This is a genomic window from uncultured Draconibacterium sp. (assembly GCF_913060805.1).
Classification (GTDB): Bacteria; Bacteroidota; Bacteroidia; order Bacteroidales; family Prolixibacteraceae; genus Draconibacterium.
The window spans coordinates 1-12,387 of record NZ_CAJXTC010000051.1; the positions used below are offsets into that span (position 1 = coordinate 1).

Here is a 12,387-nt window from a genome sequence, read left to right on the forward strand (position 1 = left end):
TCGTTGCCTGACATTGTGTTCATGCTTCTGTTCTTCTTTATGGTTAGTACAACAATGCGTGAGGTAACACTAAAGGTAAAAATGCGTATTCCGGAAGCTACTGAATTGAGCAAACTGGAAAAGAAATCTTTAGTAAGTTACATTTACATTGGTGAACCTCTTCCATCGTTCCAAAAAACGTTTGGTAAGGCACCACGTATTCAGTTGAACGATCAATTCGCAACAGTTGATGAAGTACAAGACTTTATTATTGCTGAACGCGAAGCCAGAGATGAGGCTGAACAACCATTTATGGTTACTTCGTTGAAAATTGATGAGAATACACGGATGAGTATTGTGGGTGATGTGAAGCAGGAGCTGCGTAAATCGGCTGCACTGAACATTAACTACTCGTCAAGAAAGAAAGCTGAAAGATAATTCATTGAATTATATACAAAAAAAGGGAAGCATTTGCTTCCCTTTTTTTGTTGCTTCTATTTTGTAATAAATTGGCCGTCAGTCTTATTTCTTTCTTTTCTTCCTTTTCTGGCGCGCTTTTGTTCTGGAAAATTTATCTTCAAATGAACGTTTTGAAGAGCCTTTCCTTTTTTTCTGATGGAAAGCACCCTGGAAAGTAGGATCGTCGATTTTACGCTGACGATCGATCTCGCGCAACATATCCTGGTTCTCTTTAAACTCCGATTCTTCCACTTGAACCTCTTCCGGCAAATCCAGAAGCTGAATTTCCTGGCGCATTAAACTTTCAATCTTTTTCCAGTGCCACTCTGCAGTAGGGTCGATTAATGTTATCGCATCTCCTTTATTACCGGCTCGTGCAGTTCGGCCAATTCGGTGAATATAATCGTCGTAATCATTCGGCAAATCAAAGTTTATTACGTGGCTCACCTGGCTCACATCCATACCACGCGCCGAAACATCGGTGGTAATAAGAATACGAACTTCGCCATTTTTAAAGGCCTGGATAGAATTAATACGTGAGTTTTGTGCTTTGTTTGAATGGAGAATTCGTTTTTCTCCTTCCGCTTTTCGCTGCACTACTTTGTAAACGCCCTCGGCATGTTCTTTTGTTTTTACAAAAATTACCACACGCGTAAATTTCTCTTCATCCTCAAGAAGGTGCTTGATCAGGTTCAATTTCGTGCGGTAATTCGGAACCCGGTAACAAGTTTGTGTAACCTGTCCAACCGGAGTTGCCGATGGAGCTACCTCCAGTTTATCGTAGTGATCCAGAAATTCCTCTGCCAGCTTTTCAATCTTTTCCGAGAAGGTAGCCGAGAATAACAGGTTTTGCCTTTTCGACGGAATAATTTCCTGGAGTTGATTGATTTGGGGCATAAATCCCATATCTAACATACGGTCGGCTTCGTCGATTACCAGGTATTTTACCTTTTTTAAACGCAGAGCACCCACCTGGTATAAATCCCACAGTCGGCCCGGTGTGGCAACAAGAATATCGATGCCCGGTTCTAGCAAAGCTGCGTGTTTTGTCCAGCCAATACCGCCAAATACTGCTGCGTGGCGTAATTCCGAGTAACTTGTCAACTCTTCAATATCTTCACCAACCTGAATTGATAGCTCGCGTGTAGGAACAAGGATCACAACACGCGGATCATTGCCTTCAGGCTTTTTTAAACGTGTAAGCAAAGGAAGCAGGTAAGCAGCCGTTTTACCGGTTCCGGTTTGGGCCACACCCACAATATTCACTCCCGAGTTAATCTTCGGAATTGCTTTTTGCTGAATGGGCGTTGGCGTTGTAAACCCAATGTCATCCAGCGATTTTAATATCGATTTTGCAACTTTTAAATCTTCAAAAGTCTTTTCCATTCTATAAAATTTAGAAAACAGAATTGTCTGTTTGGGTGCAAAATTAGAAAATTAAGTCGACTTACCTCAATTTGTACATTTTACCGGGTAGGGCAAGCACAAGGTTCTTAAACTCAAGGTTTAGTAACATGGCAGAAATGCGGCTTACCGGAAGTTTTATTTCTGCAGAAATCTGATCGATAAAAAGATCGCCTTTTGCTTTTAACAGGTCCACAACTTTTTGTTCTTCAGGATTTAAATCGATAAACAAACTCGACTGCACCGCGTCAACTTTATCGGTTTTTTCCCAGCCCATAAAATATTCCAGGTCTTCGATTCCTTCGATCAAAGTGGCCTGATTATTCCGGATCAGCTGATTACAGCCTTTCGAATAGGTGTCGCCTGCACGCCCTGGAAAAGCAAACACATCGCGGTTATACGACGACGCAATTTCGGCAGTAATTAACGAGCCTCCTTTTTTAGCCGACTCTACCACAATTGTTGCATCAGCCAGTCCGGCGATGATGCGGTTTCGTTTAATAAAGTTGGCCGGATCTATTTTTGTATTGCTCGGAAAATCAGTAACAATTCCGCCATGTTCCTGCATTTTTTGCGCCGTTTGTTTATGTATGGCCGGATAAAGCAAATCCAGCCCATGAGCAATAACGCCAATGGTGGGCAGCTTGTAATTCAGGGCACTGCGGTGCGCATGTACATCGATACCATACGCCAGTCCACTTACGATAAGAGCATTATATTTCCGCTCGGCAATTGCGCGGCAAAGATCATCGACTATCGATCTGCCATATTCAGTTGCATTACGCGTGCCAACAATACTGATTATCCGCTCGGCATCCAGGTTCATTTTCCCTTTGGTATAAAGAATAAGTGGTGCGTCAACACAACTTTTTAATCTTCGCGGGTAAGTTTTGTCGGTATAAAAGTGAAGTTGAATACCGTTTTTGTCAATGTATTCGAGTTCTTTTTCAGCCTGTGGCAGTACGTTGCTTTTCTTTATCTGGCGGGCATACATTTCCCCAATTCCGGGAACTTTTGTTAATGCTTTGGCCGATTGCGAAAAAACACCTTCGGCGCTACCAATGTAAGCAACCAGGTTTCGGGCAAGAATGCCGCCAATGTTAGGAAGCATCGATAGTGCCACTTTGTATTTAAGGTCTTCGTTCATAAGTGCAGGGAGCTACGGTTTAGGTTTTTATAATTGAATTTAGCGATTCCTGAATACGTTTACGGTCATTGAGATTTAAGCCGGCTAAACTTACTACCGGATATTCGGCTATTCCTCTATCGGTTTTAATAATCAGCGTTAGATCGGATAATTTTCCAAAAAAAGAATTCTCGAAATGTACTTTTCTTAAGCGGTTTTTTGGGAATTCGATGGAATTATAAGCCTTGCCGCTAAAACTAACCACTTTGTAATAGCGAAGGACAATTCTGTCTTCGTCGTCGGAAAACTCAATGTACTGATAATCGGCCACGTGAAAATAAAGATACCACATTGAAAAAACGCCCAGTCCGGCAAGTGCATATACCACATGATCGAGTAAAAACAGCGCCAGAATACCCAGTGCAATAGCGATGGAAACCAGGAAAAATATTTTTTTGATCTTCGAAACCTTTTCAGTGTTTTTTATTGTCATCTTTCGTTATTAAATATCTAAAACTATTGGCGCGGGCAACCTTTAAAAAAGGCAATGCCATTTTTATTGTAACTTTATCGCAATTTAGCAGCTACTTATGGGAAATTCAAAAATTTACTCTAAAATAATTTACAGCCGAAAGTTGGAGCAGGAACTGCAGGCTTATATCGATAACTATCCAAAGGGAAAGGTATTTCTGGCTACCGAAGAAACCGTTGACAAACTTTGGGTGGCCAACCTGGATAATTTTCTGGCAGAAAACAGCATTAAAAAAGTTGTAGTGCCGGCCGGCGAGAACAATAAAAAGATTGGCTCGGTTGAAACAATTTGGCAGTTTTTGTCGGAAAACGAGGGCGATCGCAAATCCTTGCTTATTAATATTGGCGGCGGAATGCTTACCGATCTTGCCGGTTTTGCTGCGAGTACTTTTAAACGCGGAATTGATTTTCTGAACGTTCCAACAACCTTACTTTCGCAGGTTGATGCGTCGGTTGGAGGAAAAACCGGATTTAACTTTAACGGCTTAAAAAACGAAATTGGCGTATTTAAAGAGCCGGTTGCCGTTGTAATAAATACCGACTTTTTGAAAACCATCGATCGTAACAATTTTATTTCGGGTTTTGCCGAAATGATCAAACACGGATTGATTCACAGTCCGGAGCACTTGGCGGAGCTTAAAGATTTTGATTTCGACAAAATTGATTACGACCTGTTGCAGGAAATCATACGTCACTCGGTGAACGTGAAAGAACATTTTGTAGCCAACGATCTTACCGAAAATAACATTCGTAAAGCGCTGAATTTCGGACATACGGTTGGCCATGCTTTCGAAAGTCTGGCGATGAAACAAAACCGGCCTGTTTTGCATGGATATGCTGTTGCTTATGCTATGAACGCCGAATTATTCCTGTCGGTAAAAATGTGTGGTTTTCCGCAAAACGATTGCGATGAACTGACTAAATGGATGTTGGATATTTACGGAAAGTTCGAAATTGAAGAATCTGATTTTGAAGCTTTGTATCAATTGATGACGCACGACAAAAAGAATGAATCGGGCCGAATAAACTTTACGCTGCTTCCAAAAGTTGGCGAAATTGCCATCAACCAGAATTGCAGCAAAGAATTGATTCTGGAAGCGCTTAAATTCTATAAAAGTCTGTAATTTGCAGACCAGAATAACCTCATTATTACTTCTGACATGATTTACCAGGTAACTACGGATAGAAAAGAAATTAACGGAGCGATTAATCTGCCGGCGTCAAAAAGTATAAGTAACCGGGCGCTGATTATAAATGCGTTGAGTTACAGCCCGTATCCGATTAAAAACATGTCGGACAGCGACGATACAAAAGTTCTGCAGACAGCGTTGTTTTCAAACAGCAACAAATTTGATATCGGGCATGCCGGAACTGCGATGCGTTTTCTTACCGCTTTTTTGGCAAAAATTGTTGGCGAGTGGGAGATCACCGGATCGGAGCGCATGCAGCAACGACCTATTTCCATTTTGGTGGATGCTTTGAATAAGATGGGAGCTAAAATTGAATACCTGGGAAACGAAGGTTGTCCGCCGCTAAAGATTTTTGGCTCGCATTTAAAAGGACAAACCATTGAATTGGACGGAAGTGTATCGAGCCAGTATATTTCGGCACTTTTGCTGATTGCGCCAACCATTGAAAATGGACTGACCTTAAAATTAAAAGGCAACATTACATCTCGTTCGTACATCAAACTTACGCTGGAATTAATGGCCAAGTTTGGTATTCAGTACCGTTGGGACGATAACGAGATTTTTGTGCCGGAGCAAAAGTATTTTGCCCGCGATTTTACCTGCGAGGCTGACTGGTCGGGAGCTTCATACTGGTACCAGATTATGGCACTGGTTGATAACGGTGAAGTTTTGCTGGAAAATCTTTTACTCGACAGTTTGCAGGGCGATGCTAATATTGCAGCATGGTTTGAGCAGTTTGGAGTGACTTCAACACAAAAACCAGAAGGTGTTCTGTTGGCAAAACACAAAAACCGACAGCCAGAGAAACTGGTACTTGATTTTATCGAAAATCCCGATGTGGCACAAACCATGGCGTGTTTGTGTGTGGCTAAAAATATTCCGTTCCACTTTTCTGGGTTAAAAACACTGAAGATCAAAGAAACCGACCGGATTGCAGCGCTGCAAAACGAACTGGCAAAATTCGGGGCTACTATCACCGAACCGGTATTTGGAGAACTGGCTTGGGATGGAAAGCTTGACCAGGAAGAACAAGAAGAAAATCCGATTATTAATACCTATCACGATCACCGCATGGCACTGGCTTTTGCGCCAATGGCTTTAGCCGGATTTTCTATGCGTATTGATGATCCGATGGTAGTTACCAAATCGTATCCGGGGTTTTGGGAAGACCTGAAACAGATTGGGTTCTCGATTGAAGATTAGAAATTCCCAGATATTAACCGGGATGTCAGTCTGAGCGAAGTCGAAGACTGTATCTTCCACACTTCAACTTCGCTCAGTGTGACATTGTTATAGCTTAATAAATATTTTCTTTTTATAAAGGATCCAGGCCGGAATAAAATTGAAGCCAATAAACAGGGCGGCGTATAAAAAGCTCCCCAGTTCCAGACTCCATCCGGCATTTTCAAACATACTCATCCAGTGATTATTTAAGCTGCTCCCGCCGAATTTCCAGGAATAAAAGGGCAGGCGCCACACGTCGGCCAGAACATAAACAGCAATAGCGTTTGAGCCAAATATTATTCCCGGTTTGGTTAAACGGGTGCGGCCAAGTACATCAACAAAAAAGATACTCACAGCTAAAACCATTCCGGCCAAACCGGAGGTAACCATCACAAACGAGCTGGTCCAGATGTTTTTATTGATTGGAAAAATATAGTTCCAGAAAAAGCCGATTACAAAAGCAAAAAACGAGAAGGAGAAAAGGTAAATAACTTTTCGTTCGGCTGGTATTTTGCTCAGTACTAAATGCCCTGCCAGCATTCCGGTAATTCCGGTTGCAATAGCGGGAAATGTACTGAGCAGACCTTCCGGATCCCAGGTTTCCTGCCACAAATAACCGGGCAGGAATTTGCTATCGATCCAGGCAGCGATATTGGCGCCGGGCTCCAACATTACTTTTCCATAGCCGGGAGTGGGAATAAACATCATCACCAGCCAGTAAAGTACCAGTAATGCTCCAGCAACAATAGCTTGTGTTTTCCATTTCGAGTTCAGAAATAAAAAGGCACAGGCTAAAAATACAATGGCAATTCGCTGAAGTACTCCGGCAATCCGTACATGTTCAAAACTAAAGCTGGGGAACAGCCATAGCAAAATACCAACCGCAAATATTTTTAGCGAGCGAAAAACGATTTTTTGGTACATCGGGCCTTTGGCAACACCGGCATTCAGTCGTTTGGTATAAGCCAAAGCAATTGACACTCCAACTATAAATATAAAGAATGGAAAAATTAGGTCGGTTGGTGTCAATCCATTCCAACTCGCGTGTTCCAGCGGTGGGTAAATATGCGCCCAGGTTGCCGGATTGTTAACCATGATCATTGCGGCAATTGTAAATCCGCGGAAGGCGTCAAGCGAAATAAGTCTTTTTAGTTCAGCCATTTGTCTATTAGGTTTAGTAAAATATTCTAATACGTCTAAAATTGTTTTTAAAAATATTAAAAAGTTAAACTTAGCAAAAATATTGAGATGTGAGGGATCGCCGATTAAAATTATCCGAGTGATTCAATAATATAAGAACCAGGTGTGGTTCGAATTTTCTCCTCCTGGCAGGAGGAGTACCCGGCTATGCCGGGGGAGGTGGTGTCAAAAGATGTTGTAGATGATAAAGTCTTAACCTTTTATTTCCGTTTTTTCTGAAAAAAATCCTGCAATAATTCTGCACATTCAGTTTCAAAAATTCCGCTAACAATTTCTGTTTTGGGATGAAGTGCTTTGGCTGCAAACTTTTTAAAACCGCGTTTTTCATCTGAGGCTCCATAAACGATCTTGCCAATTTGCGACCAGCCCAACGCTCCGGCACACATTACACAAGGTTCCAGTGTTACATAAAGTGTGCAGTCATTCAGGTATTTGCCACCCAATAAGTTTGCGGCGGCTGTAATAGCCTGCATTTCGGCATGTGCGGTTACATCGTTCAAAGTTTCGGTAAGGTTGTGTGCACGTGCAATAATCTTTCCTTTTGATACAACCACGGCTCCAACCGGAATTTCGCCCTCGTCAAAAGCCTGAACAGCTTCAGCAAAGGCCTTTTTCATAAAATATTCGTCGTTAAACGGTTCAATCATAATTTATTATTTAGCCCAGTCCTTTGAGCAGGGACAAATATATCCGTTTTTGAACCCCGCTGCAATACAATTCCCCGAAAAGCTGCCAAATGTTTCCGGTATAATTGCCAAAATATCACTATTTTCGCGGCGTAAATAAAAGATAGACATTATGTACAGAACACATACTTGTGGCGAACTTCGAATTGAGAATGCAGGAAATGAAGTAACTCTGGCCGGTTGGGTGCAACGCGTCCGCGACCTGGGAGCCATGACTTTTGTAGATTTACGCGACCGCTACGGCATTACACAGTTGGTGGTTGACGAAAATACCGATAAAGCTGTTGCCGACGCGCTTGAGGAGTTGGGACGTGAATTTGTGATCCAGGCAACGGGAACAGTTCGCGAGCGTCAGAGCAAAAACAAAAGTATACCAACCGGTGAAGTGGAAATTGCTTTGTCGGGAATAAAAGTGTTAAGTCCGGCACAACTTCCGCCGTTTACCATACAGGATGATACCGATGGTGGCGACGATTTGCGGATGAAATACCGTTACCTCGATTTACGCCGCGATGTAGTACGTGAAAACCTGGTGTTACGCACGAAAATGGCACACGCCGTTCGTAATTACCTGAACGCAAAAGATTTTATCGAAACTGAAACGCCGGTATTAATTAAATCGACTCCGGAAGGAGCACGCGATTTTATTGTGCCATCGCGAATGAATGAAGGCCAGTTTTATGCACTGCCACAGTCGCCGCAAACATTTAAGCAGTTGTTGATGATCGCCGGTTTCGACCGCTATTATCAGATTGTAAAATGTTTCCGCGACGAGGATTTGCGTGCCGACCGTCAGCCTGAGTTTACACAAATCGACTGCGAAATGTCGTTTGTGGAGCAGAAAGACGTGCTGGAAATGTTTGAAGGATTAACCCGCCACATGTTCAAAGAAACATTGAATGTGGAAGTGGATGAGTTCCCATGGATGCCTTATTCTGAAGCCATGGAGAAATATGGATCGGACAAGCCCGATACCCGTTTCGAGATGCTGATTAACGATATTACCGAAACCGTAAAAGGAAACGATTTTGTGGTGTTCGACTCGGCTGAATACATCGGTGCCATTTGTGCCAAAGGATGTGCCGGATACACCCGCAAACAACTTGACGGATTGACCAATTGGGTGAAACGTCCGCAGATTGGTGCTAAAGGATTGGTTTATGTGAAATGTAACGAAGACGGTACATTTAAATCGTCGGTAGATAAATTTTACTCGCAAGACGACCTGAAAGCCTGGGCAGAAAAAACAGGTGCTGAAGCCGGCGACCTGATCCTGGTAATGAGTGGCGACAAAAAACACATGTTGGATGCACTTGGCGAGTTACGCCTTGAAATGGGTAAACAACTGGGTCTGCGAGACAAAAATATATTTAAACCGTTGTGGGTTGTCGACTTTCCATTGTTGGAGTGGGATGAAGAAAGCAAGCGTTTCCACGCCATGCACCACCCGTTTACCTCTCCAAAACCGGAGGATATTGAACTAATGGATACCGATCCGGGAAAAGTGAGAGCTAATGCTTACGACCTTGTAATTAACGGTGTTGAGATTGGTGGTGGTTCAGTTCGTATTTTTGATGCAGAATTACAGTCGAAAATGTTCAGCCTGCTTGGATTTACCAAAGAAGAGGCCGAAGCACAGTTTGGCTTCCTGATGAATGCCTTTAAATATGGTGCACCGCCACATGCCGGAATCGCTTTTGGTTTCGACCGTTTGGTGTCATTATTTGCAGGTTTGGATACCATTCGCGACGTTATTGCTTTCCCGAAAAACAATGCCGGGCGCGATGTAATGATCGATTCGCCATCGGCAGTTGCCGAAGCACAGCTGGACGAGTTGAATCTGAAACTGGATTTGAAAGAAAAGAAATAGCAATATCTCCTGTCATTTCGAAGGAGTGTAACGACAGAGAATTGAAAATCAGCAGAGCTAAATCTGTTACAAATAATATTTAAAGGAGCCTTTTGGGGCTCCTTTTTTGTTGAAACCGTTAAATCTGACGAAGAATAACAAAAGTTTGTATTTGTGATTGAACTTCCGGTTAATTTTGCACGAAAATCAAAAAGAGACAGCCAACCTTGACTGATAGAAATTATGCATAAAATATTACGAAAAAGAATTCTGAATCCTGCCGTTGAGGAGATCGTTGTAGAAGCGCCATACGTGGCCAGGAAATGTCAACCCGGACAATTCATTATCATTATCGTTGAAGAGGGGGGCGAACGTATCCCGCTGACGATTGCCGATTATAACCGTGAAGAAAAATCGGTAACAATGATTTACCAGGTTGTGGGACATTCAACCCAGCTGCTTCAGCAAAAAAATGTAGGAGATTATCTTAGCGATGTTGCCGGCCCGCTCGGTTTGCCGTGTGTTGACCATAAACCGAAAAAAGTGCTCGGAATCGGCGGTGGAGTTGGAGCCGCTCCTTTATATCCTCAAATAAAAATGCATGCCGAAAATAACGCAGAGATTGATGTTGTTTTGGGAGGCCGCAGTGCCGACTTTGTAATTCTGCAAGAAGAATTCACGAAACACGCGAAGAACGTATATGTAGCTACCGACGATGGCAGCCTTGGAACAAAAGGATTTGTTACCAACATCGTTCAGAAATTGTTGGAAGAAGGAAATCAATACGATGAGGTGATTGCGATTGGACCGATTCCGATGATGAAAGCGGTGGTTAATGTGGTAAAACCATTTAATATTCCGATTTCTGTTTCCTTGAATCCGTTGATGGTAGATGGTACCGGAATGTGTGGCGGTTGCCGTGTTTCCATTGCCGGTAAAACAAAATTTGCCTGTGTCGACGGTCCTGATTTTAATGGTTACGATGTGGATTTCGATGAAATAACCAGCCGCCAGGGAATGTATAAGGAGCAGGAAAAAGGGCATAACTGCAGAATTGGTTTGTCGGGAGAGAACAAAAAGGCCGCAAAAAATGGAGCGCCAATAGCTCCGCAAATGAAGGGCAAGTTTAATATGCAGCCACTAAGAACGCCAATGCCGGAGCTCGACTCGGTTGAAAGAAGTAAATCGTTTGGCGAAGTGGCAATGGGTTATTCGGTGGAAGAGGCGATTAACGAAGCGAAACGTTGCATTCAGTGTAAACGACCTTCGTGTGTAAGCGGTTGTCCGGTAAATGTCAACATCCCCGAGTTTATCGGACATATTGCACAAGGCGATTTCCAGGAAGCCTACAAAAGCATCAAATCATACAATAGTTTGCCTGCAGTTTGTGGCCGCGTGTGCCCGCAGGAAAACCAGTGCGAAGCCATTTGTGTTCGCGGTAAAAAAGATGAGCCTGTGGCCATTGGTCGTTTGGAGCGTTTTATTGCCGATTATGCACGTGTAAATAGCTTTGGAGAAGAACTTCCGCAACATAACTCGGGCAGAAAAGTGGCTGTAATTGGTGCCGGACCTGCTGGAATTGCCTGTGCCGGCGAGCTGTCGAAAAAAGGTCACGAGGTGGTTGTTTTTGAAGCGCTTCATACACCCGGAGGAGTATTGATGTATGGTATTCCTGAGTTCCGATTGCCAAAACAAATCGTACGCGAAGAAATCGACTCCATCAAAAACATGGGCGTTAAGATTGAGAAAAATGTAATCGTGGGAAAATCGCTAACCGTTGAAGATTTGAAGGAAGATGGTTTTGAAGCCATTTTCATTTCTACCGGTGCCGGACTGCCACGTTTCCTGAATATCGATGGCGAAAACCTGAATGGTGTATATTCGGCCAACGAATTTCTTACCCGTGTTAACCTGATGGAATCCTTTAAACGTGAAACGCCAAGCCCTGTGCAAAAAGGCGATAAAGTTGCCGTTGTAGGTGGTGGTAACGTTGCCATGGATGCCTGCCGAACAGCCCTGCGTTTAGGAGCCGAGGAGGTTTATATCATCTACCGACGTGGCGAAGACGAACTTCCGGCACGTGCCGAAGAAATTGAACATGCAAAAGAAGAGGGCATTCAGTTTAAGTTGTTGGCTAATCCGGTAAAAATTCATGACAATGGTAACGGCTGGGTAGGAGCAATCGAAAATCAGCAAATGGAACTGGGCGAACCCGATGCATCCGGACGAAGAAGACCTGTTCCGGTTGAAGGAGAAACTTTTATGCTTGATGTAAATAAGGTGGTAATTGCTGTGGGGCAGTCGCCAAATCCCTTAATTACTCAAAGCACAAAAGGGCTTGATTTGCATTCGTGGGGCGGAATTGTTGTTGACGAGCAAACCATGAAAACCAGTCTCGGAAATGTATATGCCGGTGGCGATGTGGTAACAGGTGCAGCAACCGTAATTCTGGCAATGGGAGCCGGAAAAACAGCTGCAAAAGCTATTGATGAGCAATTGAATTAGTATATCCCGCAGTGATGGTCTCACTGAAGGTGAGGCTATCACTAAGCTGGTGCACTTTGATAAGAACATAAAATGTAAAGGAGCTTTCGGGCTCCTTTTTTCGTGGGAATTTAAGTTTCATATTACTGTCATACCCTTCCTCTTATCCTTCCCTGCAAGCAAGGAAGGACGATTGAACCGTGGTTCATAGCAATTTCATCTCAGGAACTTCGTGTTCGTAGTTTCTTTTGGAGA

At 43.2% G+C, this 12,387-nt stretch carries 10 protein-coding genes; 5 read left to right on the forward strand and 5 right to left on the reverse strand.

Annotation, left to right across the window (positions count from 1 at the left end; genetic code table 11):
- On the forward strand, positions 1-417 hold a 417-nt coding region (locus QZ576_RS20660; protein ID WP_297100943.1), incomplete at its 5' end, for a biopolymer transporter ExbD.
- 84 nt (positions 418-501) lie between these two features.
- On the opposite strand, the gene QZ576_RS20665 is transcribed toward QZ576_RS20660, so the two are convergent.
- The 3 genes from QZ576_RS20665 to QZ576_RS20675 form a co-directional block, all read right to left on the reverse strand.
- Entirely contained in the window at positions 502-1,824 is a 1,323-nt protein-coding gene (locus QZ576_RS20665) for a DEAD/DEAH box helicase (RefSeq protein WP_297100947.1), read from the reverse strand.
- Between the two features lie 61 nt (positions 1,825-1,885).
- On the reverse strand, positions 1,886-2,989 hold the full coding sequence (dprA, locus tag QZ576_RS20670; protein ID WP_297100950.1) for a DNA-processing protein DprA: 1,104 nt from the start codon (positions 2,987-2,989) through the stop codon (positions 1,886-1,888).
- Between the two features lie 19 nt (positions 2,990-3,008).
- Entirely contained in the window at positions 3,009-3,461 is a 453-nt protein-coding gene (locus QZ576_RS20675; RefSeq protein ID WP_297100952.1) for a hypothetical protein, read from the reverse strand.
- Positions 3,462-3,558: 97 nt separating this feature from the next.
- Here QZ576_RS20675 and aroB point away from each other — a divergent pair, with 97 nt between their 5' ends.
- The gene (gene aroB, locus QZ576_RS20680) at positions 3,559-4,623 is read left to right on the forward strand and encodes a 3-dehydroquinate synthase (protein WP_297100955.1); all 1,065 of its coding nucleotides are present in this window, start codon (positions 3,559-3,561) and stop codon (positions 4,621-4,623) included.
- A gap of 36 nt (positions 4,624-4,659) precedes the next feature.
- Positions 4,660-5,892, forward strand: coding sequence for a 3-phosphoshikimate 1-carboxyvinyltransferase (locus QZ576_RS20685; protein ID WP_297100958.1), 1,233 nt, complete (start codon positions 4,660-4,662; stop codon positions 5,890-5,892).
- Positions 5,893-5,979: 87 nt separating this feature from the next.
- On the opposite strand, the gene QZ576_RS20690 is transcribed toward QZ576_RS20685, so the two are convergent.
- Together QZ576_RS20690 and QZ576_RS20695 are read right to left on the reverse strand one after the other, a co-directional pair.
- The gene (locus QZ576_RS20690) at positions 5,980-7,074 is read right to left on the reverse strand and encodes an acyltransferase family protein (protein ID WP_297100961.1); all 1,095 of its coding nucleotides are present in this window, start codon (positions 7,072-7,074) and stop codon (positions 5,980-5,982) included.
- A gap of 239 nt (positions 7,075-7,313) precedes the next feature.
- Positions 7,314-7,760, reverse strand: a complete 447-nt coding sequence (locus QZ576_RS20695; RefSeq protein WP_297100963.1) for a nucleoside deaminase — start codon at positions 7,758-7,760, stop codon at positions 7,314-7,316.
- 151 nt (positions 7,761-7,911) lie between these two features.
- Between QZ576_RS20695 and aspS the strand changes: the two genes are divergently transcribed.
- Positions 7,912-9,669, forward strand: coding sequence for an aspartate--tRNA ligase (gene aspS / locus QZ576_RS20700; RefSeq protein ID WP_297100965.1), 1,758 nt, complete (start codon positions 7,912-7,914; stop codon positions 9,667-9,669).
- A gap of 222 nt (positions 9,670-9,891) precedes the next feature.
- Positions 9,892-12,153 carry an NADPH-dependent glutamate synthase gene (gltA, locus tag QZ576_RS20705; protein WP_297100967.1) on the forward strand — a complete coding sequence of 754 codons (2,262 nt, stop codon included), beginning with the start codon at positions 9,892-9,894 and terminating at the stop codon, positions 12,151-12,153.
- The last annotated feature ends 234 nt before the right edge of the window (positions 12,154-12,387 follow it).